The 24,768-nt window shown below is 67.5% G+C and carries 21 protein-coding genes; 12 read left to right on the top strand and 9 right to left on the bottom strand.

Annotated features, from left to right (window positions below; all coding sequences use genetic code 11):
* Positions 1-4 precede the first annotated feature (4 nt).
* The gene (locus tag ACW17X_RS03575; RefSeq protein ID WP_492099692.1) at positions 5-2,854 is read left to right on the top strand and encodes a valine--tRNA ligase; all 2,850 of its coding nucleotides are present in this window, start codon (positions 5-7) and stop codon (positions 2,852-2,854) included.
* Entirely contained in the window at positions 2,851-3,576 is a 726-nt protein-coding gene (locus tag ACW17X_RS03570) for a TlyA family RNA methyltransferase (protein WP_492099691.1), read from the top strand. The genes ACW17X_RS03575 and ACW17X_RS03570 overlap by 4 nt, the downstream gene beginning before the upstream one ends.
* Before the next feature lie 147 nt (positions 3,577-3,723).
* On the opposite strand, the gene ACW17X_RS03565 is transcribed toward ACW17X_RS03570, so the two are convergent.
* The gene (locus ACW17X_RS03565; RefSeq protein ID WP_492099690.1) at positions 3,724-4,392 is read right to left on the bottom strand and encodes a YMGG-like glycine zipper-containing protein; all 669 of its coding nucleotides are present in this window, start codon (positions 4,390-4,392) and stop codon (positions 3,724-3,726) included.
* Positions 4,393-4,660: 268 nt separating this feature from the next.
* Here ACW17X_RS03565 and ACW17X_RS03560 point away from each other — a divergent pair, with 268 nt between their 5' ends.
* On the top strand, positions 4,661-5,905 hold the full coding sequence (locus tag ACW17X_RS03560) for a class I SAM-dependent RNA methyltransferase (protein ID WP_492099689.1): 1,245 nt from the start codon (positions 4,661-4,663) through the stop codon (positions 5,903-5,905).
* Positions 5,906-5,910: 5 nt separating this feature from the next.
* Positions 5,911-6,306, top strand: a complete 396-nt coding sequence (locus ACW17X_RS03555; protein ID WP_492099688.1) for a hypothetical protein — start codon at positions 5,911-5,913, stop codon at positions 6,304-6,306.
* Here ACW17X_RS03555 and ACW17X_RS03550 read toward each other — a convergent pair.
* Positions 6,303-7,367: a PA0069 family radical SAM protein gene (locus ACW17X_RS03550; RefSeq protein ID WP_492099687.1), complete on the bottom strand. Its 1,065-nt coding sequence runs from the start codon at positions 7,365-7,367 to the stop codon at positions 6,303-6,305. The two genes, ACW17X_RS03555 and ACW17X_RS03550, sit on opposite strands and share 4 nt — an antisense overlap.
* 108 nt (positions 7,368-7,475) lie before the next feature.
* Between ACW17X_RS03550 and ACW17X_RS03545 the strand changes: the two genes are divergently transcribed.
* The 8 genes from ACW17X_RS03545 (at position 7,476) to gmk (ending at position 15,247) form a co-directional block, all read left to right on the top strand.
* A complete protein-coding gene (locus ACW17X_RS03545; RefSeq protein ID WP_492099686.1) occupies positions 7,476-8,846 on the top strand; it encodes a cytochrome b/b6 domain-containing protein in 1,371 nt (456 codons plus the stop codon).
* Between the two features lie 84 nt (positions 8,847-8,930).
* The gene (gene fabD / locus ACW17X_RS03540; RefSeq protein ID WP_492099685.1) at positions 8,931-9,875 is read left to right on the top strand and encodes an ACP S-malonyltransferase; all 945 of its coding nucleotides are present in this window, start codon (positions 8,931-8,933) and stop codon (positions 9,873-9,875) included.
* Between the two features lie 146 nt (positions 9,876-10,021).
* Complete coding sequence (gene fabG / locus ACW17X_RS03535; protein ID WP_492099684.1) at positions 10,022-10,762, top strand: 3-oxoacyl-[acyl-carrier-protein] reductase; 741 nt, start codon at positions 10,022-10,024, stop codon at positions 10,760-10,762.
* 169 nt (positions 10,763-10,931) lie between these two features.
* On the top strand, positions 10,932-11,171 hold the full coding sequence (locus ACW17X_RS03530; protein ID WP_008264317.1) for an acyl carrier protein: 240 nt from the start codon (positions 10,932-10,934) through the stop codon (positions 11,169-11,171).
* Positions 11,172-11,322: 151 nt separating this feature from the next.
* Positions 11,323-12,594, top strand: a complete 1,272-nt coding sequence (gene fabF, locus ACW17X_RS03525) for a beta-ketoacyl-ACP synthase II (protein ID WP_267513214.1) — start codon at positions 11,323-11,325, stop codon at positions 12,592-12,594.
* 1 nt (position 12,595) lies between these two features.
* Complete coding sequence (gene mltG, locus ACW17X_RS03520; RefSeq protein WP_492099683.1) at positions 12,596-13,735, top strand: endolytic transglycosylase MltG; 1,140 nt, start codon at positions 12,596-12,598, stop codon at positions 13,733-13,735.
* Complete coding sequence (locus ACW17X_RS03515) at positions 13,732-14,616, top strand: YicC/YloC family endoribonuclease (protein WP_492099682.1); 885 nt, start codon at positions 13,732-13,734, stop codon at positions 14,614-14,616. The genes mltG and ACW17X_RS03515 overlap by 4 nt, the downstream gene beginning before the upstream one ends.
* Positions 14,606-15,247, top strand: coding sequence for a guanylate kinase (gene gmk / locus ACW17X_RS03510; protein ID WP_271166112.1), 642 nt, complete (start codon positions 14,606-14,608; stop codon positions 15,245-15,247). Before ACW17X_RS03515 ends, gmk begins: the two co-directional genes overlap by 11 nt.
* Before the next feature lie 266 nt (positions 15,248-15,513).
* Here gmk and ACW17X_RS03505 read toward each other — a convergent pair whose 3' ends face one another.
* The 7 genes from ACW17X_RS03505 to ACW17X_RS03475 form a co-directional block, all read right to left on the bottom strand.
* Entirely contained in the window at positions 15,514-16,644 is a 1,131-nt protein-coding gene (locus ACW17X_RS03505; RefSeq protein ID WP_492099681.1) for a pyridoxal phosphate-dependent aminotransferase, read from the bottom strand.
* Positions 16,641-17,450 (bottom strand): 16S rRNA (adenine(1518)-N(6)/adenine(1519)-N(6))-dimethyltransferase RsmA, encoded by an 810-nt coding sequence (gene rsmA / locus ACW17X_RS03500; RefSeq protein ID WP_492099680.1) that lies wholly within the window; start codon positions 17,448-17,450, stop codon positions 16,641-16,643. The genes ACW17X_RS03505 and rsmA overlap by 4 nt, the downstream gene beginning before the upstream one ends.
* 8 nt (positions 17,451-17,458) lie before the next feature.
* A complete protein-coding gene (gene pdxA, locus ACW17X_RS03495; RefSeq protein WP_492086961.1) occupies positions 17,459-18,454 on the bottom strand; it encodes a 4-hydroxythreonine-4-phosphate dehydrogenase PdxA in 996 nt (331 codons plus the stop codon).
* The gene (locus ACW17X_RS03490; protein WP_492099679.1) at positions 18,451-19,806 is read right to left on the bottom strand and encodes a peptidylprolyl isomerase; all 1,356 of its coding nucleotides are present in this window, start codon (positions 19,804-19,806) and stop codon (positions 18,451-18,453) included. The genes pdxA and ACW17X_RS03490 overlap by 4 nt, the downstream gene beginning before the upstream one ends.
* 72 nt (positions 19,807-19,878) lie before the next feature.
* Positions 19,879-22,314 (bottom strand): LPS-assembly protein LptD, encoded by a 2,436-nt coding sequence (locus ACW17X_RS03485; protein WP_492099678.1) that lies wholly within the window; start codon positions 22,312-22,314, stop codon positions 19,879-19,881.
* 33 nt (positions 22,315-22,347) lie between these two features.
* The gene (gene lptG, locus ACW17X_RS03480) at positions 22,348-23,484 is read right to left on the bottom strand and encodes an LPS export ABC transporter permease LptG (RefSeq protein ID WP_492099677.1); all 1,137 of its coding nucleotides are present in this window, start codon (positions 23,482-23,484) and stop codon (positions 22,348-22,350) included.
* Complete coding sequence (locus ACW17X_RS03475; RefSeq protein WP_492099676.1) at positions 23,481-24,629, bottom strand: LptF/LptG family permease; 1,149 nt, start codon at positions 24,627-24,629, stop codon at positions 23,481-23,483. The genes lptG and ACW17X_RS03475 overlap by 4 nt, the downstream gene beginning before the upstream one ends.
* Positions 24,630-24,768: the final 139 nt, after the last annotated feature.

Raw genomic sequence — 24,768 nt, 5'->3', positions numbered from 1 at the left:
TCCCATGCTCGAGAAGACCTTCGAACCCCAGGCCGCCGAACCCCGCCTGTACGCCCAGTGGGAAGAGAGCGGCCTGTTCGCGCCGCGCGCCGCTGCGGCCACGGACGGCGCCGCCGACGCCTATTCGATCGTCATTCCGCCGCCGAACGTGACGGGCAGCCTGCACATCGGCCATGCGCTGAACAATACGCTTCAGGACATCCTGGCCCGCTATCACCGGATGAAGGGCAAGGCGGTGCTGTGGCTGCCGGGCACGGACCACGCGGGCATCGCCACCCAGATGGTGGTCGAGCGCCAGCTGGCGGCGGCGGGCAATGTGGGCCGCCGCGACATGGGCCGCGACGCCTTCATTGAGAAGGTCTGGGAATGGAAGGCCGAAAGCGGCGGGACCATCGTGCGCCAGCTGCGCCGGTTGGGCGCGTCGTGCGACTGGTCGCGCGAGCGGTTCACCCTGGACGAGGGGCTGAACGCCGCCGTGCGCAAGGTCTTTGTGCAACTGCACAAGGAAGGCCTGATCTATCGCGACAAGCGGCTGGTGAACTGGGATCCGCATTTCCAGACCGCCATCTCGGACCTGGAGGTCGAGCAGCGCGAGGTGGATGGGGCCTATTGGCATTTCGCCTATCCGCTGGCGGACGGCGTCACCTACGAACACCCCATCGCCTTCGACGAGGACGGCAAGGCGACGGAATGGGAGACGCGCGACTTCATCGTGGTGGCGACGACCCGGCCGGAGACCATGCTGGGCGACACCGGCGTGGCGGTTCATCCCGAGGATGAGCGGTATGCGGGCTTGGTAGGCAAGTTCGTGACCCTGCCCATCGTCGGCCGCCGCATCCCTATTGTCGCCGACGACTATGCTGATCCGACCAAGGGTTCGGGCGCGGTGAAGATCACGCCGGCGCACGACTTCAACGACTTCGGCGTCGGCAAGCGCGCCGGCCTGACGTCGCTGAACATCCTCGACGCCTTTGGCCGGATCACCGATGTCGATACGCCGGACGTCCCGTCCGACTACGTCGGCCTCGACCGCTTCGCTGCGCGTAAGGCCATCGTCGCGCGCGCCGAGGAAGAGGGCTGGCTGCGCGAGATCGAGAAGACCAAGCATGTCGTCCCGCACGGCGACCGTTCGGGCGTGGTCATCGAGCCGTGGCTGACGGACCAGTGGTACGTCGACGCCAAGGTCCTGGCCCAGCCCGCGCTGAAGGCGGTGGAGCAGGGCGAGACGGTGTTCGAGCCGAAGTCGTACGAGAAAATCTATTTCGAATGGCTGAGGAACATCGAGCCCTGGTGCATCAGCCGCCAGCTGTGGTGGGGTCACCGCATCCCGGCCTGGTATGGGCCGCAGGAGCCTTATGGCCGAGACGCAAACTCGCTCGTGCCGGAAATTTTCGTAGCCGAGGACGCTCAATCAGCCTTGGCTTTGGCTCGTAAAAAGTATGCGGGGCGCCAAGTTGATTTGGCTGAGTCCGATGATGCGTTTGAATCTTGGCGAGCGCAGTATGTCTACGGCTCGGACATGCCGATCCTCATTCGTCAGGACGAAGACGTCCTCGACACCTGGTTCAGCTCGGCCCTGTGGCCGTTCTCGACCATGGGCTGGCCCGAGAAGACCGAGGATCTGGAGCGGTTCTATCCCACCAGCGACCTGGTCACGGCGGCGGACATCATCTTCTTCTGGGTCGCCCGGATGATGATGATGGGCCAGCACTTCATGGGCGAGGTCCCGTTCAAACGGGTCATCATCAACGGCCTGGTCCGCGACGAGAAGGGCCAGAAGATGAGCAAGTCCAAGGGGAACGTCATCGATCCCCTGGGCATCATCGACGAACTGGGCGCCGATCCGCTGCGCTTCACCATGGCCATCCTGTCGGGCACCCGCGACATCAAGCTGTCGAAACAGCGAATCGAGGGCTATCGCAACTTCGGCACCAAGCTGTGGAACGCCGCCCGGTTCAGCCAGATGAACGAGGCGCGCCGCGTCGAGGACTTTGATCCCGCGGCGGTCGAACAGACGATCAACCGCTGGATCCGGGGCGAACTGACCAAGGCCGAGCGCGCCGTGTCCGAGGCCATCGAGGGCGGGCGGTTCGATGATGCGGCGGGGGCGTTGTACCGGTTCGTCTGGAACGTCTTCTGCGACTGGTATCTGGAACTGGCCAAGCCGGTGTTCAACGGCGCCGATGAAGCCGCCAAGGCCGAGACGCGGGCCATGACCGCCTGGACCCTGGATCAGACGCTGAAGCTGCTGCACCCGGTCATGCCCTTCATCACCGAGGAGCTGTGGGCGGAGCTGGGCAAGGAAGGGCCGGCGCGCGAGAGCCTGCTGATCGGCGCCGAATGGCCGGTGCTGCCCGATGCCTTCATCGACGCCTCGGCCGAGGCCGAGATCGGCTGGCTGGTCGATTTGGTCGGCGAAATCCGGGGGCTGCGGGCCGAGATGAACGTGCCGCCGGCGGCCAAGCCGCCGCTGGCCTTTGTCGCGCCGGACGCCGTGACGGCCGAGCGGATCGCGCGCCATCGCGACCTGATCCTGACCCTGGGCCGTGTGTCCGAGGTCGGATCGGCGGAGGCCGCGCCGACGGGGGCCGTGACCTTTGTTTCGGGCGGATCGACGGTCGCCCTGTCGCTGGCGGGGATCATCGACCTGACCGCCGAACGGGCGCGGTTGGAGAAGGAGATCGCCGTGTTCGAAAGCGATATCGGCCATGTGAACAAGAAGCTGGGCAATCCCAATTTCGTGTCGCGGGCCGCGCCGGACGTGGTCGATGAACAGCGGGCCAAACTGGCCGAGGCCGAGGCGGGCAAGGTCAAGTTGCAGGCGGCGCTGGCGCGGCTGAGCGAGATCGGATGAGGCTGGACCAGCTTCTGGTCACGCGCGGCCTGGCGGAAAGCCGGGCCAGGGCGAAGGCGGCCATCGAGGCCGGCGGCGTCACCGTGGATGGGGCGCCGGCCAAGTCCGGCTCCCAGACCGTGGGGCCCAAGTCGGCCATCGGCTATGTCGACGCCCACCGCTGGGTCGGGCGCGGGGCGCTGAAGCTGGATCACGCCCTGACTGTCTGGCCCGTGGCCGTCGAAGGACGGGTGGTGCTGGACGTCGGGGCGTCCACCGGCGGCTTCACCGAGGTCTGTCTGGATCGCGGCGCGGCCAAGGTGTTCGCGGTCGATGTCGGCTTTGGCCAGATGCACGACCGGGTCGCGGCCGACCCTCGGGTGGTCAATCTGGAGCGCACGGACGCCCGCGACCTGACGCGCGACCTGATCCCGGAGGCGCCGTCGCTGATCGTGTGCGACGCCAGCTTCATCAGCCTGATCAAGGTGCTGCCCGCTGCGCTGGATCTGGCGGCGGCGGGGGCGGACCTGATCACCTTGATCAAGCCCCAGTTCGAGGCCGACGGTCCAGGCGGCGGCAAGAAGGGGGTGGTCAAGGATCCGCAGGCGCATGCGGCGGCCGTGGCGCGGGTCCGTGACTGGCTGGAGGCGATGGGCTGGGCCGTGCAGGCCACGACCGAGAGCCCCATCACCGGCGGCGATGGGAACCTCGAGTTCCTGCTGTGGGCCAAGAAGTCAGGCTAAACGGGCTCAAGTAGCGGAGCGCGGTAGCCCCTCAAAATGGGCTCAAGTAGGCCGAAGGCCGATAGCCCTCTCACAAATAAGAAACCGCCGGAGGACAAGTCCTCCGGCGGCTCCCGTCACGTCGTCGATCGACAGGGGGGCTGAAAATTAATCGACGACGCGATAGCGGCCGTACTGGTCGGGGCAGGTGCGGACGTAGCGGGTGTCCGTGCGACCATCGGGCAGACGGATCTGGCTTTCGGCCAGGCGGCAACCGTCTGAATTCTGATAGGGCGAGACCGAGCGGGAGCGGTCGTCGTAATAGTCATTGCCGTTGTAGGCGTAGTCATCACGGCGGTCGTCGTAGCGACGGCCCTGATCGCCGCTGTAACGGTCGTCATAGTAGCCGTAGCTGGGTTGGCTGTAGCCCTGTTGCCCATAGCCCTGGCTGTAATAGCCGCTGGAACCGTAGCTGCTCTGGTAGCTGCGGCAGGCGTCGGAGCTGGAGCGGCCGACTTGCGAGCCGATAACCGCGCCGACGACGCCGCCCAGGATGCTGCCTTCGGTGCGGCGACCACGGGCGGCCAGTTGCGAGCCGATGACGGCGCCTGCGCCGCCGCCGATCACGGCTCCAGCGCCGGTGCGGCCCTGACGTTCGCGGGCGCAGGGATCGTAGGACTGCTGCGGATAACGGCTGTAGTCATAGGAGGGGGCGTAGGCGCCGGTGCCGTAGTTCTGGCTGTAGCCGTAGCTCTGGGCCGAGGCGGCCATGGGCGCGGCGACGGCGCCGACGGTCAGGGCCGCGACGGCGGCAAAGGACTTGGTGGAGAGACGCATCTTCAACCCCTTGTGGTCGGACGTTCAGTGACGAGGGCTGAACGGGTGGACCGGCTGTCTGTTGCATCCTGTCTATTGGGGTGAAGCTGAACGGCTTTTGAGCGCCCCGTTCATCTTCGTTCATGTTGGAGGGGCCTATCGCGCTTCGCGCTACTTGAGGCCGTTGGTAGGCTACCGCTACTTGAGGCCGATTGAGACCGGCTGGTGTGTGGGGCTGTTCCGAGCGCGCCGCTTGGCGCGGGGCGGCGGCGGGGCTAGAAGCCCGGCGATGCAGACCTTTACGATCAGCCGCGTCGGCGGACAGGGCGACGGTGTCGCCGAGACGCCGCAGGGGCCGGTCTTCGTGGGCCTGACCTTGCCGGGGGAGACGGTGCGGGGCGAGGTCGTCGATGGACGGCTGGAGCAGGTCGAGATCCTGACCCCCAGCGCGGACCGGATCGCGCCGGTGTCGCCCCAGTACGGCGACTGCGGCGGGTGCTCGCTGCAACACTGGGCGGACAAGCCGTATCTGGAGTGGAAGCGCGAGCAGGTGCGGCTGGCCCTGGCGCGCGAGGGGATCGAGACCGAGATCGAGGCGACGGTGGCGAGCCCGGCCGGGACGCGGCGGCGGGTGGCCCTGCACGCGCGCCGGACCCAGGACGGCCGGGTGGTGCTGGGCTTCAAGGCGCGGCGGTCGTGGCGGCTGGTCGAGGTGCGGGAGTGCCCGGTGGCCGATCCCCGGATCATCCGCGCCATACCGGCCCTGACCGAGGTGGCGGCGGCCTTTCTGGAGCATCCCAAGTCGGCGCCGACCCTGCACGTGACCTGGACCCTGTCGGGGCTGGACGTGGATGTGACGGGGGTCGAGCGGCGCTCGGGCGGGGGGCTGTCGGCCGACGCCCAGATGCGGGCCATAGTGGCGGCGCACCGGGCGGATCTGGCGCGGCTGAGTCTGGCCGGCGACACCCTGGTCATGGCGCGCCAGCCGAAGATCGGCTTCGGTCCCGCGACCGTGCCCCTGCCGGCGGGCGGTTTCCTGCAGGCCGTGCCCCAGGCCGAGGCGGCCATGGTGGAGCGGGCCGTGGCGGCTGTGAAGGGGGCCAAGAAGATCGCCGACCTGTTCTGCGGCGCCGGGACCTTCACCTTCCCGCTGGCGACGGTGGCGCCGGTGATCGCGGCCGATGCCTCCAAGGCGGGGATCGAGGCGCTGAAGGCGGGCGTGGGCTCGGCCAAGGGGATGAAGGCGATCACGGCCGAGGCGCGCGACCTGTTCCGGCGGCCGCTGACCCCCTATGACCTGAAGGGGTGCGAGGCCATCGTGTTCGACCCGCCGCGCGCCGGGGCCATCGACCAGACGGCCCAGATCGCCGGGACCAAGGCCGGGGTGGTGGTCGGGGTGTCGTGCAATCCCCAGACCTTTGCGCGGGATGCGCGGGTGCTGATCGACGCCGGGTTCCGGCTGGAGCGGGTCACGCCGGTGGACCAGTTCCTGTGGTCGGCCCATGTCGAACTTGTCAGTGTTTTCAAGCGGTAGGCCCCATGGATGACGAGCTGGAAGATGGCGGCGGGTTCGACGCTGACGACTGGAACCGGCTGAAGCCCTTCGTCGGGGCGGTGGCGACGCTGGACGATGTTCAGGCGCGCCGGGCCGTCTTCGCCCTGGGCGAGACCGACGATCCGCGCCCCATCGCCATGGACCTGCCCCAGCCGGTGATCTGGTGGGAAGAGGACGGCGAACAGGCGGCGGTGGCGGTTCAGGCCGAGAGCCATCTGGGGCCGGACGGCGAGGAGATGGAGATCCTGGGCCTGATCCTGCCGGATGGGGAGGGGGCGGTGGCCCTGATGGAGGACGTCGATCTGGTCGATGATACCGACCCAACCTGGCGCGATCTGGTGACGCGGGCCGTCGATCCCTCGGCGGCGGACGTCGATTAACCGAACAGCTCCAACTGCGGCCGCGCGTCGGCCGGCACGCGGAACTGGGTTTCGTCCAGCAGTCGCAGCGGCGCATCCAGGCCGTAGCGTTTGACGGCGGCCTTGAAGCGGGCGCCGATCAGTTCGGCGACGGGGCCGGTTCCTTTCATGCGCTGGGACCAGTCGGCGTCGTAATCCTTGCCCCCGCGCGTCTGGCGGATCAGCGACATGACGCGGGCGGCGCGGTCGGGGCGGGCGTCGGCCAGCCATTCGCGAAACAGATCCTTGATCTCCAGCGGCAGGCGCAGGGTGACATACATGGCCCGCGTCGCCCCCGCCTTGGCCGCCGCCTCGAGCACCGATTCCAGTTCGTGGTCGTTCAGGCCGGGAATGACCGGGGCGAAGCCGACGCCGACGGGACAGCCCGCGTCGGCGAGCCGGCTGATCGCCTCCAGCCGTTTGGCCGGGGTCGAGGCGCGGGGCTCCATGGCGCGGGCCAGGCCCCGGTCCAGGGTGGTGATGGAGACGAAGGCCGACGCCAGGCCGGCCTGACCCATGGGGCCCAGAATATCGGCGTCGCGCGCGATCAGCACCGACTTGGTGATGATGCTGAAGGGGTGGTTGAAGCGCCGCATGACCTCAAGGATCGAGCGGGTCGATTTCAGTTCGCGTTCGACCGGCTGATAGGGGTCGGTATTGCCGCCTATGTGGATGCGTTTGCACCGGTATCGGGGGGCGAGGAAGGCTTGTTCCAGCAGACGCGCCCCCTCGGGCTTGAAGAAGATCCGGCTCTCGAAATCCAGGCCCGGGGATAGGCCCATCCAGGCATGGGACGGACGGGCGTAGCAGTAGATACAGCCATGTTCGCAACCTTTGTACGGGTTGATGGAGCGGTCGAAGCCGATGTCCGGACTGTCGTTCCGGGCGATGATGGTGCGGGCGTGTTCGGGCGTGAGCGTGGTGCGCAGCGGCGCGGCCTCGGCGTCGTCGGTCGTCCAGCCGTCGTCGAACGACTCGTGCTGCTCGGGCTCGTAACGGCCTGTGGCATTCGAACGCGCGCCTCTTCCCTTGGCGGATTTCATGGGAAGGAGCATGGGTTAGAAGGGGGAACATAGCAAGAACATTTGTTCGCTTCGTGCCCGGTCAATGTTCCTAAGCAAAAACAGACACTGTATCTGTTGCTAAAACATATGCGCTGGGTCTATCTGGCGCTCATGACCGCGCCCAACCGCTATTCCGCCGTCGCGATCGCCCTGCACTGGGCTGTCGCCGTCTGTATCCTGTCGATGATCCCGATGGGGTGGTGGATGACCGACGCCATCGAACAGCCGGGCAGCCAAGCCCTGGCCTATCGGGTGTTTCAAATCCACAAGTCGATCGGTTTCCTGATCCTGGCCCTGACTGTGGTGCGGATCGTCTGGCGGCTGACGCATCGGCCGCCGGCCCTGCCGGGCGGGATGAAGCGGTGGGAGGCCTTCGCCGCCAATACGACCCATGTGGCCTTCTACGCCCTGATGCTGGCCCTGCCGCTGACGGGGTGGCTGTATGTCTCGGCCGGCTGGGCCGTGGCGCAGGACCGGGCTCTGGAGGTGGCGACCAACTGGTTCGGCCTGTTTCCGATCCCGCATCTGCCGGGCGTGGCCGAACTGGCGGCGGGCGCGCGGCGGGCATTGGCCTTCCAGGCCATGGGGGCCCATGCGGCCATGGCCTGGGGCGCAGTCGTCCTGGTGGTCCTGCACGTCGGGGCGGCGCTGAAGCATCAGTTCGTCGACCGCGACGGTGTGCTGGCCCACATGGTTCCTTTTCTGAAGGCGGGGCATGAGACGCGGGTTTCCCCGCCGTCTTCGCCCTGGGTCGAGCGGGGCGTGGGCGTGGCCCTGATTGCGGTCGTGGCCATGGCCGGGGCGGTGGCGGCGCGGCCCTATGCAAGAGCTGAGTTGAAGCCGGTTCGGACGGAGGCGTCCGTTCCAGCCTCGACGTCCGCGCCCGAGATCGCCGCTGCGCCGGAAATCACGGCGCCTGAACCGGTCGAGGAGGAGACGACGTCCCAACCCGTGAAGGCCGGCGCCTGGACCATTGATCGCCACGCCTCCAGCATCGCTTTCGGCGGAACCCAGTCGGGCGCGGCCTTCAAGGGCCGGTTCGAACGGTGGGACGGTCAGGTCCGGTTCGACCCGGCCGATCTGGCGGGCTCGAAGGCGGTGATCACGGTTCAGACGGCCTCGGCTCGAACGGGCGATGCGACCCAGGAGGGCTCATTGCAGGGGGCTGAATGGTTCGATCCCGAGCAGTATCCGACCGCCCGGTTCGAGACGTCAGGTTTCCGCGCCCTGGGCGGGGATCGGTATGAGGCGAGGGGCACGCTGAGGATCAAGGCCACGAGCCTGCGCGTCGTCCTGCCCTTCAGCTTCCGCGAGACCGGCGGGATCGCCACGGTGCAGGGGCGGTTGGAGCTGGACCGGACGGCGCTGAACCTGGGGACGGAGACCGACGCGTCCGGGGACTGGGTCTCGAAGATGATCGATGTCCAGATCAAGGTCTCGGCGCGACGGGCGGAGTAGGGCGCCGAATGCGCCGCCGCTTGCCCTGACGGAAGTCAGGCCTTAGGGGTCCGCGCTCTTGATCAATGATTCAGGGAGCGGTCGATGACCCTCGCACTTCTGTTTCCGGGACAGGGCAGCCAAGCCGTCGGCATGGGCGCGCAACTGGCCGACGCCTTCGCCTCCGCCCGCGAGGTCTTCGCCGAGGTGGACGAAGCCCTGGGCCAGAAGCTGTCGGTGCTGATGCGCGAAGGTCAGGAGGACCAGCTGACCCTGACCGAGAATGCCCAGCCCGCCCTGATGGCGGTGTCCATGGCGGCGATCCGGGCGTTGAAGGTCGAGTTCGGTTTCGATGTCGCGACGGCGGCCTATGTGGCCGGTCACTCGCTGGGCGAATATTCGGCCCTGGCGGCGGCGGGGGCGATTTCGCTGTCGGATACGGCGCGGCTGCTGAAGCTGCGGGGCCAGGCCATGCAGCGCGCGGTCCCGGTGGGGCAGGGGGCGATGGCCTCGCTGATCGGACCCAAGACCGATCTGGCCCTGGCCGAGGCGGCGGCGGCGGCGGGCGCCGAACTGGGCGTCTGCGTGGTCGCCAATGACAACAACGCCGGGAACATCGTCATTTCGGGCGAGAAGGCCGCCGTGGACCGGGCCATCGAGAAGGCCAAGGAACTGGGCGCGCGGGCGATCCCGCTGAACGTCTCGGCGCCCTTCCACTGCCCGCTGATGCAGCCGGCGGCAGACGAGATGGCGGCGGCGCTGGCGTCGACGACCATTCTGGCGCCGGCGGTTCCCGTGGTGGCCAATGTGCTGGCGCGGCCGGAGAGCGATCCGGAAGTCATTCGCCGACTGCTGGTCGAACAGGTGACCGGCCGGGTGCGCTGGCGCGAGAGCATGGAGTGGATGGCGACCGAAGGTGGGGTCACCCGCTTCGTCGAGATCGGCTCGGGCAAGGTGCTGACCGGCATGGCCAAGCGGATCGCGCCGGAGGCCGAGTGTCTGCCGCTAAATACGCCGGAAGAGCTGGAAGCCTTCGCGAAGGCGTTGTGAGGCCACCCAGGTCGTCATCCTCGGGCTTGACCCGAGGATCGGACCGTCCGCACTTCGGCGTCTGAGCGCCATCATAAACATCGGCGCCGCACGGCGCCTGATCTTCGGGTCAAGCCCGAGGATGACGGAAGGAATAGAGGGAACAGATGTTCAATCTTGCAGGCAAGACCGCGCTGGTGACTGGCGCGACGGGCGGGATCGGCGGGGCGGTGGCGCGGGCGCTGCACGCCAAGGGCGCGACCGTGGTGCTGTCGGGCACGCGCGAGGCGGTGCTGGCGGATCTGGCCAAGGAGCTGGGGGAGCGGGCGCATTTCGCGACGGCGAACCTGTCGGATCCCGAGTCGGTCGATAATCTGGTCGCGGCGGCCGAGGCGGCGGCGGGCGCGCCGCTGGACATTCTGGTGGCCAATGCGGGCATCACCAAGGACGGCCTGTTGATGCGGATGAAGGACGAGGACTTCCAGTCGGTCATCCAGATCAATCTGGAGAGCTATTTCCGCCTGACCCGCGCGGCGGTGAAGGGGATGATGAAGCGGCGTTCGGGCCGAATCATCGGCGTGACCTCGGTCGTCGGCGTGACCGGCAATCCGGGCCAGACCAATTATTCGGCGTCCAAGGCCGGGATGATCGGCTTCTCCAAGTCGCTGGCGCAGGAGGTCGGGTCGCGCGGCATTACGGTGAACTGTATCGCACCGGGCTTCATCGCCTCGCCGATGACCGATGTGCTGAACGAGCAGCAGCGCGAGACCATTCTGGGCCGGATTCCGGCCGGTCGGTTGGGCACGGGCGACGAGATTGCGGCCGCCGCCGTCTATCTGTCGTCGAATGAAGCGGCCTATGTCACGGGCCAGACGCTGCACGTGAACGGCGGCATGGCGATGATCTGATCGCGATCACGAAATTCAACAGACTATTTCTTGCCCGAAAGCCTGTGCTAAAGGGCTGGATGCAACGGCGGTTCGGGCTTTCGGGCTTGCGTCGCCTTCGCTGCCGTGAGACGGCGATTTCGAAGTTACCCCGCCTCTACGGCGATTTTAAACAGGCAGAGAGACACTCATGTCCGACACCCTCGAGCGCGTTCGCAAGATCGTCATCGACCACCTGGACGCCGATCCGGACAAGGTCACGGAAAAAGCCAGCTTCATCGACGACCTGGGCGCCGACTCGCTCGACAACGTCGAGCTGGTGATGGCCTTCGAAGAAGAATTCGACATCGAGATCCCGGATGACGCCGCCGAGCACATCCAGACGGTCGGCGATGCGGTCAAGTTCATCGACGAAAAGTCGGCCGGCTGATCCCAGCCCCCGACTGGCGGCCGAAAGGCTGACGGTTCACAGGGCCGCCCGGCGCTCCTAGCGGAGACGCCCGGCGGCCTTTACTGTTTCTGACCCTTGCGAATCCGCAGTGATTCCTTGGGCCGGGATTGGAGTTTTAGGAGCACGCACCATGCGCCGCGTCGTCGTTACGGGCATCGGTCTGCTGACCCCCCTTGGCTGGGGTGTCGACAAGAGCTGGAAGGGTATCGTCGAGGGGCGGTCGGGCATCGGTCCGATCACCTCGTTCGACACCACGGGCTATGGCTGCACCATCGCCGGCGAAGTGCCGAGCGTTGATGGACGCGGCGGCGGCGGCGAGGGCGATTTCGACCCCGAGAAGATCATGTCCGTCAAGGACAGGAAGCGCGTCGACGACTTCATCCTGTACGCCATAGCGGCGGCGGACGAGGCGCTGCACGACGCCAACTGGAAGCCCGAGACGGACGAGGACAAGGAGCGCACCGGGGTCATGGTCGGCTCCGGCATCGGCGGCCTGGGCGTCATAGCTGAGACGGCCATTGTGCTGAAGGAACAGGGGGTGCGCCGCGTCAGCCCCTTCTTCATCCCCAGCGCCCTGATCAATCTGGCGGGCGGGCAGATCTCGATCCGCCATGGTCTGAAGGGCCCGAACCATGCGGCGGTGACCGCCTGCGCCACCGGCGCCCACGCCATCGGCGACGCGGCCCGGATGATCGCCCTGGACGACGCCGACGTCATGGTGGCGGGCGGGGCGGAAAGCTCGGTCGTGCCGATCGGCATCGCCGGCTTCCTGGCCTGCAAGGCCCTGTGCACCGCCTATAACGACACGCCGGAGAAAGCGTCGCGGCCTTACGACCGTGGCCACGCCGGTTTCGTCATGGGCGAGGGCGCCGGGATTCTGGTGCTGGAGGAATACGAGCACGCCAAGGCGCGCGGGGCTAAGATCTACGCCGAGGTCGTCGGCTACGGCATGAGCGGCGACGCCCACCACATCACCGCCCCGTCCGAAGACGGCGAGGGCGGGGTGCGGGCCATGAAGATGGCGTTGAAGCGGGCAGGCATGGAGCCGTCGGACCTGGATTACGTCAACGCCCACGGCACCTCCACCATGGCCGACTGGATCGAGCTGAAGGGGATCGAGGGTCTGGTCGGCGATCACGCCAAGAACCTGGCCGTCAGCTCCACCAAGTCGATGACGGGCCACCTGCTGGGCGCGGCTGGGGCCATCGAGGCGGCCTTCTGCGTCCTGGCGATCCGGGATCAGGTGGCGCCGCCGACGATCAATCTGGACGACCCGGAGATGGAGACGCCGATCGACCTGGTCCCGAACAAGGCCAAGCCGATGAAGATCGATGTCGCCATGTCCAATAGTTTCGGCTTCGGGGGCACCAACGCCTCGGTGATCTTCAAGAAGGTCGACTGACATGTTCGGACGGGGGCGGGTTGAAAAGGGGCGGGGACGGTCGGGTCTGACGGTGACCTTGCTGACCGCCTCGGCGACGTTCAGCCTGTTCCTGATCGCCGCCCTGGCCATTGTCTGGGGCGTCTATTACGGCCCGGGGCCGGGGGCGCGTCAGGGGGACCAGACGGTCGTGACCCTGGCCAGCGGCTCGGGGGTCTCGGCCATCGCCGCCCAGCTGAAGGCGGCGGGGGTGATCCGCTCGACCGACCTGTTCAAGGCGGCGGCGACCTTTACCGGAGCGGACCGCAAGCTGCGGGCCGGGGAGTATGAGGTGCCGTCGGGAACCTCGCTGGCGGGGGTGCTGAACCTGCTGGTCGAGGGGCGGGTGGTGCGCCATTTCGTGACCCTGCCGGAGGGCTGGTCCTCGGTTCAGGCGCTGGACATCCTGGCCAAGGAGTCGGTGCTGACGGGGACGGTCGCGGTGACGCCCGAAGAGGGAAGCCTGTGGCCCGACACCTATGAGATCGCACGCGGCGACACGCGGCAGTCGGTGATCGACCGGATGCAGCGCGCGGCCAATGAGAACCTGCGGCTGCTGTGGGCCCAGCGGGGTCCGGGAACCGTGGTGCGCAATCCCGAGGAGGCGGTGATCCTGGCCTCCATCGTCGAGAAAGAAACCGGTCTGGCGGCCGAGCGTCCGCGCGTGGCGGCAGTGTTTTCCAATCGGCTGCGGCAGGGGATGCGGCTGGAGAGTGATCCGACCATCGTCTATGGCCTAACCCAGGGGCGGCCCCTGGGGCGCGGCATTCGCCGGTCCGAATTGCAACGCGAGACGGCCTGGAACACCTATCAGATCGACGGCCTGCCGCCGACGCCGATCGCCAATCCGGGCAAGGAGGCCCTGGCGGCGGTGCTGAACCCGCCGGCGGACCAGGCCCTGTTCTTCGTCGCCGACGGATCGGGCGGCCACGCCTTCGCCGCCACCTATGAAGAGCATCTGCGCAATGTCGCGCGCTGGCGTCAGATCGAGCGCCAGAAGGCGGGGCTGCCGCCGGAAGCGCCGGCTCCGGCCGCGCCGGACGCCAGCGCTACGCCGATGACGGCGCCCTCTGACCAGGCCACCATCACCCTGCCTGCGGGCGCGAGCCAAGGTCTGAGATGAGCCTGATTTCAGGAATGACCGGCTTCGGTCGGGCCGAGGGCGCCGGTCACGGCTGGACCTGGTCGGTCGAGGCGCGCTCGGTCAACGGTCGCAATCTGGAGGTCCGGTTTCGAGGGCCGAACGGATTCGACGCCCTGGATCGGGCGGCCAAGACGGCCGGGCAGGCGCGGTTCGCGCGCGGCCAGATCACCCTCGGGGTCCACGCCAAGCGGGTCGAGGGCGGTGAGGCGGCGGTCACGATCAATGCGGCGGTGCTGGCCCGCTATCTGACCCTGGCCAATGAACTGGCCGAGGACGGGGCGACGCCGCCCTCCGCCGACGGCCTGCTGGCCCTGCGGGGCGTCATCGAGACGCCGGAAGACGTCGAGGATCCCGAGGCGCGCGCGGCGCTGGAGATCGCGATGGCGCGGACGGTGGAGGCGGCGCTGGACGCCCTGAAGGGATCTCGCCATGCCGAGGGCGCCCAACTGGCGCCTCTGCTGCAGGACTTCATCAGCCGTATCGAAACCCTTGTCGCCTCGGCCGAGGGGGAGGCCCAGGCCCAGGTCGAGGCCATACGCGACCGGTTCAGCCGCCGCATGGCCGAATTGGCGCCCGATGCGCCGGGTCTGGAGGATCGGATATTCCTGGAAGCGGCGGCCCTGGCGGCCAAGGCCGATGTGCGCGAGGAGCTGGACCGGTTGACGGCCCATGTGGGCGCGGCGCGTCAGTTGATGGCGGCGCCGCCGGCGGGGCGGAAGCTGGACTTTTTAAGTCAGGAATTCATGCGCGAGGCCAACACCCTCTGTTCGAAATCGGCTACGACCGCGCTCACCGGAATCGGCCTGGAGCTCAAGGCCGTCATCGAACAGTTGCGTGAACAGGTCCAGAATGTCGAATGAACGCTCGCCCCGTCGGGGAGTCCTCCTGATCGTCGCCAGCCCATCGGGCGCAGGCAAGACGTCGCTGTGCCGCCGGCTGATGGCGGATCACGGCGGGCTGGAGCTGTCGGTCTCGATGACGACGCGCGGCATCCGGCCGGGCGAGGTCGATGGGCGCGACTATAATTTCGTCGATCGCGAGCGATTCCAGAAGCTGATCGACGCCGACGCCTTCCTGGAATGGGCCGATGTGCACGGCAATCTGTACGGCAGCCCGCGCGGCCCCGTGGACCGCGCCCTGGCCGAGGGACGCGACGTCCTGTTCGACATCGACTGGCAGGGCGCGCGCGACGTGGCCGAGAAATGCCCCGAGGATGCGGTGCGGGTGTTCATCCTGCCGCCCAGCCTGGAAGAGCTGCGTCGTCGCCTGATCACGCGGTCGCAGGATTCGGACGACGTCATCGAGCGCCGCGTCGCCAACGCCAAGGGCGAGATCGAACACTGCGACGCCTTTGACTATGTGATCGTCAACGAGGATTTCGACCGGTCCTACGCCGAACTGGCGCACATCTATCACGCTGAGCGGTCGCGTCGTTTCCGCAACCTGTGGGTCGGGGACTACAAGGCCGCCCTGCTGCGAGAGCCGGTCTGATATAGACGCGGCCTGGGCCAATCGATCTGAGAAGAACAACGACACCGCGGCCGGCGGAGGGGGGACAAGGCCGCCGCGGTGTCGTCTTCGGCTGAGGGCGGTGACGACATCGCGCCAGGCGGGGGCGTCCCACGCGATGTCGTCTTCAGCGCTACTCAACTGCACCCCTTATCCCACAACAGGGGTTCCAGAGGGTAAATTTCTATCTAGGGGCGATTGCTTAGGTACGCACCACGATTGCCGAATCGGCGGATTTGCAGAGGCGGTCAGAGCGGCGTTCGCGCCGCGAACCAGGGCGTGAGTCGCGTCAGAGCCGCCTCGACCTCGGGCGTGGAGACGGCGAAGCTGATGCGGATGAAGCGATGGCCGTCGACGGGATCGAAGTCGACGCCGGGCGCGGTGGCCACACCGGTATCGCGCAGGAGTTGTTCGCAGAAGGCCACGCTGTCGTTCGTCAGATGCCCGATGTCGGCCCAGATGTAGAAGGCTCCGTCGGGCGGAGCGATCTTTCTCAAACCGAGGGCGGGGAGCGCCGCCAGCATCAGGTCGCGGTTGCGGGCGTAGGTCTGGATATGACCCTCGAGTTCGTCGATCGCGTCCATGGCGACCAGGCCGGCGTGCTGGCTGAGGCTGGGCGGGGTCAGGAACATGTTGCCGATATAGGCGCGGGCGGCGTCCACCAGAACGTCAGGGACCAGCAGCCAGCCCAGGCGCCAGCCGGCCATGCTCCAGTATTTGGAGAAGCTGTTGATCACCATGGCGTCGGGGGCGAACTGGAGCATGGACGGGGTCGGGCCGACGTAGGACAGGCCGTGGTAGATCTCGTCCGACAGGATGGCGATGTTTCGCGCGCGGCAAACCTCGGCGATGGCGGCGAGTTCGTCCTCGGGGATGATGGTGCCGGTCGGATTGGCGGGGCTGGCGATGATGACGCCGGCGGGTGCGGGGTCGAGCGCCTCGAGCTGGGCGGCGGTCAGCTGGAACCGGGTCTCGGGGCCGCAGGCGATCTCGACCGGCTCCAGATGCAGGGCGCGCAGGCTGTTGCGGTAGGCGACATAGCCGGGGCGGGCCAGGGCGATGCGGTCGCCGGGCTTGAATCGGGCGCTGAGGGCCAGGACCAGGGCGGGCGAGGCGCCGCAGGTCAGCAGGATATTGGCGGGATCGACCGTCACGCCGTATCGATCCTGGTACAGGCGAGCAATACGGGCGCGCAGGTCGGGGCTTTCCCAATAGCCCATGGCGTCGGCGTCCAGCACCTGGTGCGCGCGGACGATGGCGGCGGCTGGCGCGCCGGTCGAGGGCTGGCCGAACTCCATGTGAATGATCGATCGACCTTCGGACTTCAGTTGGTGCGCCAGGCGGCTGACGGTGATGGCGCGGAAGGGTTCGACGGTCATGGCAGTGCGTCCGCCAATCTGAGGAAGCCTGCAACATCCACCGTTTCCGCCCGGACATCCGGCTCGATGCCGGCGGCCTCGCACAGGGCGGCGCCGCCGAGCTGTTTCAGGCTGGAGCGGAGCATCTTGCGGCGCTGGCCGAAGGTGGCGGCGGTGACGCGTTCCAGCTTTTTCAGGCGTTCGGGCGACGGGCGTTCGTCCAGCGGGACCAGATGGACCACGGCCGAGGCCACCTTGGGCGGCGGGGTGAAGGCGGCGGCGGGCAGGTGCATGACGATGCGGGCGGTGCAGACAGCCTGGGAAATGACCGCCAGACGGCCATAGGCGTCCTCGCCTGGCCCGGCGGCGACGCGCTCGGCGACTTCCTTCTGGAACATCAGGGTCAGGCTGTGGGGCAGCCAGGGGCCGGTCAGCCATTTGATCAGCAGGGGCGTGCCGACGTTGTAGGGCAGGTTGGAGACCAGATGGGTCGGGCCGGAGACCAGATCGGCCTCCTTCACCTTCAGGGCGTCGGCCTCGACGATGGTCAGGCGGCCGGAGCCGTCGTCCAGCTCGGTCAGCAGGGGGACGAAGCGCGGATCCTTTTCGACCAGGACCACGGGGCCGGCGTCGGATTCCAGCAGGGCGCGGGTCAGGCCGCCGGGGCCGGGGCCGACCTCGATCACGGCGCGGCCCTCGAATGGGCCGGCCAGGCGGACGATCTTGCGCGTCACATTGAGGTCCAGCAGGAAATGCTGGCCGAAGCTCTTTTTCGCCGACAGGCCGTGGGCGTCGAGGGTTTCGCGGAGGGAGGGAAGGTCGGTCACACGCCCTGTTAGCGCGCGGCGCGGGCCGCCGCCATCTCCGATGCCAGACGAACGGCGGCGATCAGGCTGTCGGGGCGCGCAATCCCCTTGCCGGCGATGTCGAAACCGGTGCCGTGGTCGGGCGAGGTGCGGATGACGGGCAGGCCCAGGGACACGTTCACGCCGCCCCAGAAGTCCAGGGTCTTGACCGGGATCAGGGCCTGGTCGTGGTACATGCAGATCGCCGCGTCATAGGTCGCGCGGGCGTCGTCATGGAACATCGTATCGGCGGGTTTTGGATCGGTGATGTCGATCCCCTCGGCGCGCAGCTGTCGGGCGACCGGGATCAGGATATCGATTTCCTGAAGTCCCAGGGCGCCGCCTTCGCCCGCGTGCGGGTTCAGCGCGGCCATGGCCAGGCGCGGGCGGGCAATGGCGAAGTCGCGCTTCAGGCTTTCGTGGACGACGCGGGCGGTGCGGGCGACGCGCTCGGCCGTAACCAGTTCCGGCACCTGGTCCAGGGCGACGTGGATGGTGACCAGGCAAGCGCGCAGGTCGCGGGCGGTCAGCATCATGACCGGGCCGCGCGTGCCGGCGTAGGGGGCGTCGGCGGTCAGTTCGGCGATGAATTCGGTGTGGCCGGGGAAGCGGAAGCCCGAGGCGTACATGGGCGCCTTGGCGATGGGGGCGGTGACGACGCCGGACGCCTCGCCGGACAGGACGAAGCTGACCGCCTCCTCGATGCCGTCGGCGACGGCGGAGGCGTTGGCGGGGTCGGGGGTTCCGACCACGACCGGGGCAGGCAGCGGTCGGTGGATGACCGGCAGGGCCCGCGCGAATCGGTCAAGGGCGTCAGCGGGGCTGTTGATCTCGATGACCGGAACACCCTGGTCCCGCAGCAGCGCGGCGTCGCCGATGACGGCGAAGGCCAGGGGTTCGGTGTTGAGCGCCCGCCAGGCGGCGGCCACGATCTCCGGCCCGACGCCGGCGGGTTCGCCCAGCGTCAGGACCAGAGGCCGGATCATTTGAACTCGATGAGCGCGTCGTTGCGCAGGTCGCGCAGGTAGCGGCGCTCGAGCACGGCCAGGTTCTGGGACCGCAGGCGGCCTTCGACCTGTTGACGATTCGGGGCCTCGGGGCCGCCGACGCGACGGCCGCAGACGGCGACCAGGTGCAGGCCCAGCGGGGTGCGGATCGGCGTGGAGACCGAGCCGATCTCGCCGGTGCGAGCGAACTGCTGGAACTGGGGGGCCAGATCCGCGACGTCGGATTCGCCGAGGTCGGCGCCAATGACGCCGGCCGTCGCGCGCGACTGGGACAGGATGTTGTCGCAGTTCAGACCATGACGCATGGCTTCCAGGGTTCGAGTGGCGGCGGCGAGGTCGGCTTCCGAGGCGGCTTCGGGCAGTTCGACCATCAGCTGTTTCAGCGACACCAGACTGGTCGCGGCGCCGTCGCGCTTGTCGCGCATATAGATGATGTAGACCCCGCCATCGACCGGGACCGGGTTGGACAGTTGGCCGGGCTGGAGCTGGTCGAAGATGCTCTGGAGCGCCGGCTGGACCGTGCCCTTGACCACCCAGCCGGCGTCGCCGGGAACGCGGGCCGAGGCCGAGGGCGCCGCCGAGAATTGCTGGGCCACGGCCTGGAAGGGTGCGCCCTGGATGATCTGCTGCACCAGTTGGCGGGCGCCGTTCATGGCGGCTTCCTGGCCGCCGACGCGGGAGGCCTCGATGTAGATCTCACCGATCAAATACTGGGGCTGGGCCGCCGCGTCGTTAAGGCGACGGACCTCCTGATCGACCTGGAGCGTGCTGGGGCGGGCGCGGCTGTTGAAGCGACCCGGCACCAGCTGACCCCAGCCGATCTCGGTGCGCAGACTCTCGCGGAAGGCGTTGGGCTGGATGCCCCCCTGCTCGAGGAACTCCAGATAGGCGGCGGGGGCGACCCCAGCCTGACGGGCCATCTGGGCGATTTCCTCGTCGACTTCCTGATCGGTGATCCTGAGCGTCTCGAACTTGGTGATCTCCTGCGCCTTCAGGCGCTGTTCGATCAGGCGGTTCAAGGCGGCCTGCTGGATCGCGGGCAGGTTCTGTTCGGTCGGCTGGACCTGGGACGAGGCGATAAGCATCAGCATCTGCTGGCGCAGGTCGAAGCCGGTGATGATCTTGTCATTCACCGTGGCGACGATGCCGTCGGCCATTTCGAACTGGGGCGCAGGGCGCGCGGCGGCGGGGCCGTCGCCGGCCGCAGGATTGGGCGCCCCAGCGGCAGGCGCCTGCTGAGCGGCCGGAGCGGACGCCGTCTGACCCTGGGCCGAACCGGCGAGGAGGACCGCCGCGAGCGCAGCCCCCGTCGAATAACGCATCAAACCCATTGGTCGTCCTGATTCCTCACAGCGGTCCATCTGCCAGGCCGGCAGGCGGTCGCGCCCCGTAAAGCGTCATGCTCAACGCATCTCGCCCTGTCCATAACCTGAACCTCCGAAAGTGGCGAGGTTTAGGCGCACATAGATCCCGTCGGAGGGGCCGCTGGCCCGAACGCGGGTATTGTTGCGGCGATAGCCGAACTCGACACGGAAGCAGTCGTCGTCGAACAGGAGGCCGATTTCCTGGCGCGTGATGATATTGGTTTCCAGGTCGGCGATGCCGGCGACGGCGATGCCCCAGTCGCCATAGACGAACTGTTGCGCCGCCAGCTGAATGAATTCGTAGTTTCGGTTCAGGTCGCCGGACAAAGGATTGGAGCTGTCGACGATATAGCTGACCTCCGCCAGGTTGCGACGGCCCCAGCGCCCGTCGAGCGCCGCCTCGGCCCGGCGAATTCCGCCTGAGCCGTCGATGGTGGCGTGAGCCCAGCTGCGGATACGGTCAGACGGCGAAAAACTGCCCTGAACGACCCAGTCCGAGGCCGACGAGGCCAGGCCGGTCGGATCGTAAAGCCGGCCGGTCGTGCTGTCGGGGATCGTGGTGCGGAAGGCGTCTTCGTCGTCAGCGCGGTAGCTGCGCCCGACGAACAGACTGGCGCTGCGGCCCTCCGACCAGCGAATCGTCGCCCGCCCTCCCGCTGTGATCCGCGAGCCCCCTTCGACTAGGTCGTAGCCTGAGAAGCGGTCCATGCGGAACAGCGAGGATTCGTCGAGCTCGATGACCTGCGAATCCTCGTTGGGAATACGGGGGTCGATGTCGGCCTTGTTGGAGATCGACACCTGGGCGACCGGCTCCAGGATGATGTCCGCGCGCTGGGTGCGGCGGATCAGCGGATAGCTGATGTCCACACCGGCGCTGGCGCGGGTCCGGCTGAGGCTCTCGTCGCTTTCCACGCCCAGCATCGGCGGAAGATCGGATTGGGAATAGAGGTCGATGCGCGTGTCGATAAAGGGCTCGATCCGCAGGCCCCGGCCGGTGATGAAGACGCGGCGCCATTCCGCCTGAGCCGTCACGCGGCGGCTGTCGACGCCGGCGAGGCCGGTCGTGTCGGCCGGCACGATATCGGGATTCAGGACCGGGGCGCCGACGAAACTGTCGCGGTACAGGGATACGGCGGAACCCTTGATCCGCAGACGCCCGCCGAAAACGGGGCCGGCGGGTTCCCAGCGCGCGTCGACCAGGGGCGCGACCAGGGGCAGGGTGTCGTCGTTCTCAAAGACCTTGAAGCCCGCGGGGTCGCGGAAGTCGTTGTCCTCGAAGGCGGGGTCCAGGCGGAGGCTCTGGATCGAGAAGGCGGCGACCGACACATAGGAGCGGTCGGTCTGGCGCTCGGCGTAGATCTGGCTGATCAGGCGGCGACGATCGCCGTAATAGAGGCCGTTGTCCTGATAGGGATCGCGAATGTCGTAGCGGTCGAACAGGGTCTTGTCCGAGGTGCGTTCGGCGGTGAAGCCGAACCGCCACGGGCCCTGGGGATCGAAGTCGCCGTTGGACAGCAGATAGGAGCGGTGCTCCTCGTCGCCGAAGCGGACATTGCTCTCGTAGTCGCCGTCGCCGTCCAGGTCGAAGTCGCCAAAATTTCGCTCGTAGGTGTAGCCGCCGCGCGCGACGATGGACCCGTTGGCGAACCGGCGGCGCCATTGCAGGTTCAGCAGGGGGGCGACCGAACTGTTGATCTGGGGGCTGATCAGCCAGTCTTCCGACGGAGAGACCACGTGCAGATAGGGTTGTTCGACCGAGACGCCACGACCCTCGTCATAGTTGATGATCGGCACCAGCAGACCCGAGGCCCGCTCCACTGTCGGGTCGGGATGGGCGAAGAAGGGGGTGTAGAAGACCGGCACGCCGCCGACGCGGAAAATGGCGTTGCGATAGATGACGGCGCGCAGGGCCTCGTCCTGAACCACTTTTTCAGCCTGGATCGAGACGCTGGGCGTCCTTGGGCCGTCGGCGTCGCAGATCGGGCAGGGGGTGAATATGGCGTAGTTCAGCTCGTTGACGTTCTCGCTGCGCCTGACCGCCGTCGCCGCCATCAGGCTGGAGCCATTCTCCAGCCGCGTCGCAAAATCGACGGCGACCGCCGCCTTCAGTTCGCGGTCGGTTTCCAGATGACTGCCGTAGACGACCGTGCCGTCGGCGGAAATCGCCTCGACCCGGCCGCTGATGGAGGCCGCGCCGCTGGACAGGTCGTAGGCCAGGTCATCACCGCGCAGGACATTGCCCTCGGTGCGCAAGTAGACGCGGTCGCCGCCGTCGCTTCGAGCCGTGATGACGTCGCCGGAGCGGCCGGCCGTGGCGGCGTCGACATAGACGGCGCCCTTGTCCAGCCCGTCTTGTGCCGTGACGGGAGCCGTTTGGGCCAGGGCCGCGCCGGAGGGGACACAGATGAACAGCGCCGCGCCGGCCAGAAGCCGCGCCCGGAAGGCCTTCGAACGCTGATCGCGATCACCCTGCATGAAGCATCCGTCTGTCTTGAGCGAGGCGCTCGCTTAGCCGTCTTCGGTATAGAACAGCAAGGTGAAGGCGGCGAGGCCCGTCAATATGGGCGGCAGCCAGGCCGCCACGACCGGCGGAACCACCTCTGCCGAGCCCATGGCGGAAGAAAACTGATTCAGGAAGAAGAAGGCGAAGCCCAGCACCACGGCCGCGACGCTCATCTTGGCAAGGTCGCCCAGTCGCATCAGGCGTAGGGAAAAAGCGGCCGCTAGAATCGACATGGCGGCAAAGACCAGGGGCGTGGCGAGAAGTTGCTGGAACCGCAGTTGGTAGGCGGTCGAGGCGAAGCCGGCGTTCTCGATTCGCTCGATCTGGTTTGGCAGCGACCAGAAGGGCGTGGACTGTGGGCGGGCGAACCGCTCGAACGCCTCTTCGTCGGCCAGACTGGAGATCAGGTCGAGGCTGGAATAGGTCACGGCGCGCTGGCCGATGCTGGCGCCAACCGCATTGGTCAGCCGCCAGCGGCCGGCGCTGAGGGCGGCGGACTGGGCGTCGATCCGCTCGGCGAAGTCGCGATTGCCCGAGGCGTCCGTCATGTAGATGAAGAAGGTGACATCCAGCAGCCGGGCGTTGGCCCGGTCCTGACGTCCGGCGCGGATGATCATCTGGCGCTGATCATCGCCCTCGCGCAGCCAGATTGCGGCGTCCGAACCGGTGTCTAGAGCGGCGCCGGAAATGCGCGCGCGCTCTCGCTGCCACAGGCCGTCGCCGGCCGAGGCGAGGGGGCCGAGTATGGTGACCGTCAGGATGCCCAGCACCAAGGCCATGCCTGCGGCGGGAAGAACGAAGCGCCAGGCCGACACTCCGGCCGCCCGCATGGCGATCAGCTCGCTGCGGCGATTGAGACCGATGTAGGCGGTCAGGGTGCCGAACAGGAAGACGAATGGCAGCAGTTGCACGATGACCGACGGCGACTTCAGCGCCACCAAGCCCAGAATACGTACGGCCGACAGGTTCTGATCTGAACCCACGCCGCGCGACACCTCGACGAAATCGATCAGCATGACCAGGGCCCCGATCACCGCGAGGGCGACCCCGAGGGACCGAAGCTGCTGGACCAGGACATAGCGTTCAATCCGGCCCAGGCGGGGCGGATTGAGAGAGGTCAGGGACGGCAGGGCCAGGCTCATGCGAACCTCGCGCGGAACTGAGCCCGCATCCGGTCGATGACGGGGTGTTCGCGGTGTCTTTGAGGCTTCAGGGCGCGGAACAGCAATCGGGCGGCAAGGGCGACGGCGACCAGGGGCGCCAGATATTGGAGGATGTTCATCCAGGGATCCCAGGCGCTGGCCGCGACCAAGCCATAGCCGATCACCCGGACCAGCAGGAAGACGCCGGCGGCCTTGGCGATGCGGAGCGAATAGCCGGTGCGACTGAAGGACCCGCCCATGACGGCGGCAAGGGCCAGGGCGACGGCGACAAGGGCGTAAAGGGGCGCCGAGATCCGGGCGTGCGCCTCGGCCAGCAGTTCGTCGCGTGAGCCAGCGGTCTCGAGCACGCGGGGCGTCGGGTTCAGCAGCTGACGCAGATAGAGGTCGGCGGGCTTGTAGCGAATCTGCTCGGTGACGGCGGAGAACTGACCCAGGGGGAAGTCGTAGCGGTCAAAGGACAGGGTCTCCAGCACGCCCCGCGACGAGTATTTTTGCCATGAGCCGTCGATCATGGTCAGGACCGGCTCGTCAGCGGCGTCACGGCCGAACCGCGCCTCGGCCGCACTCCAGTTCTGGGTCGATTTGCCGTCGTCCAGATAGACGAACATGTTCTTCAGCAGGCCGTTCTGCTCGATCTGCTGGACATAGACCGTCAGACCGTCCGGTCCCTGGACGAACTGGCCCTCCTCGACAAGCAGCGCCGCCAGGTCGGTGCGGATGGCGAAGGCCTGGTTGCGGGCCTCCCGCTGGGCCCAGGGCTGGGCGAACAGGGTCATGAAGAGGTTGAGGATCAGCACCAGCATGGCCAGGCGCGCCGCCGGGGCAATCACCTGCCACCGCGTCATGCCGCCTGCGAAGGCCGCCGTCAGTTCCTGCTCGCGTTGCATCCGGGTCAGGGCGATCAGAACCCCGACGAAAAGACCGATCGGCAGGATGACCGCCAGCAGCTGTGGCAGGGCGAGCAGGGTCAGCTTGACCATCACCCACACGCTCTGGCCGCGCTCAACGATGACCTCCAGTTGGTCCAGACTCTGGCTCAGGATTCCGATCCCCGCCAGCGAGGCGCAGGCCGCAACCACAGGCAGCGAAATCTGGCGAAAAAGGTATCTTTGAATCAGGGTCATGGGCGGAAGGACTTCGCCCGGTTGCAGGCGGCGATAATGAGGCGCATCTAGTAGCACAGGAGGGCGCGTCCGCGACAAGCAGACGCGCCATTTGTCTTTTTCTTCCGTTGTAGACGCCGGGTGGGGCCTGGCTGGAGTT

Source organism: Brevundimonas sp. FV1ye4L (assembly GCF_058681255.1).
This window is presented reverse-complemented; position numbering and strand designations above follow the sequence as displayed.

Coding starts and splice junctions, on each gene's coding strand:
- ACW17X_RS03560 (WP_492099689.1), top strand. CDS start 4,661: ATGCAGACCTTTACGATCAGCCGCGTCGGCGGACAGGGCGACGGTGTC.
- fabG (WP_492099684.1), top strand. CDS start 10,022: ATGTTCAATCTTGCAGGCAAGACCGCGCTGGTGACTGGCGCGACGGGC.
- gmk (WP_271166112.1), top strand. CDS start 14,606: ATGTCGAATGAACGCTCGCCCCGTCGGGGAGTCCTCCTGATCGTCGCC.
- pdxA (WP_492086961.1), bottom strand. CDS start 18,454: ATGATCCGGCCTCTGGTCCTGACGCTGGGCGAACCCGCCGGCGTCGGG.
- ACW17X_RS03505 (WP_492099681.1), bottom strand. CDS start 16,644: ATGACCGTCGAACCCTTCCGCGCCATCACCGTCAGCCGCCTGGCGCAC.
- fabD (WP_492099685.1), top strand. CDS start 8,931: ATGACCCTCGCACTTCTGTTTCCGGGACAGGGCAGCCAAGCCGTCGGC.
- ACW17X_RS03550 (WP_492099687.1), bottom strand. CDS start 7,367: ATGAAATCCGCCAAGGGAAGAGGCGCGCGTTCGAATGCCACAGGCCGT.
- ACW17X_RS03575 (WP_492099692.1), top strand. CDS start 5: ATGCTCGAGAAGACCTTCGAACCCCAGGCCGCCGAACCCCGCCTGTAC.
- ACW17X_RS03570 (WP_492099691.1), top strand. CDS start 2,851: ATGAGGCTGGACCAGCTTCTGGTCACGCGCGGCCTGGCGGAAAGCCGG.
- ACW17X_RS03490 (WP_492099679.1), bottom strand. CDS start 19,806: ATGGGTTTGATGCGTTATTCGACGGGGGCTGCGCTCGCGGCGGTCCTC.
- ACW17X_RS03530 (WP_008264317.1), top strand. CDS start 10,932: ATGTCCGACACCCTCGAGCGCGTTCGCAAGATCGTCATCGACCACCTG.
- fabF (WP_267513214.1), top strand. CDS start 11,323: ATGCGCCGCGTCGTCGTTACGGGCATCGGTCTGCTGACCCCCCTTGGC.
- ACW17X_RS03475 (WP_492099676.1), bottom strand. CDS start 24,629: ATGACCCTGATTCAAAGATACCTTTTTCGCCAGATTTCGCTGCCTGTG.
- ACW17X_RS03485 (WP_492099678.1), bottom strand. CDS start 22,314: ATGCAGGGTGATCGCGATCAGCGTTCGAAGGCCTTCCGGGCGCGGCTT.
- ACW17X_RS03565 (WP_492099690.1), bottom strand. CDS start 4,392: ATGCGTCTCTCCACCAAGTCCTTTGCCGCCGTCGCGGCCCTGACCGTC.
- lptG (WP_492099677.1), bottom strand. CDS start 23,484: ATGAGCCTGGCCCTGCCGTCCCTGACCTCTCTCAATCCGCCCCGCCTG.
- mltG (WP_492099683.1), top strand. CDS start 12,596: ATGTTCGGACGGGGGCGGGTTGAAAAGGGGCGGGGACGGTCGGGTCTG.
- ACW17X_RS03545 (WP_492099686.1), top strand. CDS start 7,476: ATGCGCTGGGTCTATCTGGCGCTCATGACCGCGCCCAACCGCTATTCC.
- ACW17X_RS03515 (WP_492099682.1), top strand. CDS start 13,732: ATGAGCCTGATTTCAGGAATGACCGGCTTCGGTCGGGCCGAGGGCGCC.
- ACW17X_RS03555 (WP_492099688.1), top strand. CDS start 5,911: ATGGATGACGAGCTGGAAGATGGCGGCGGGTTCGACGCTGACGACTGG.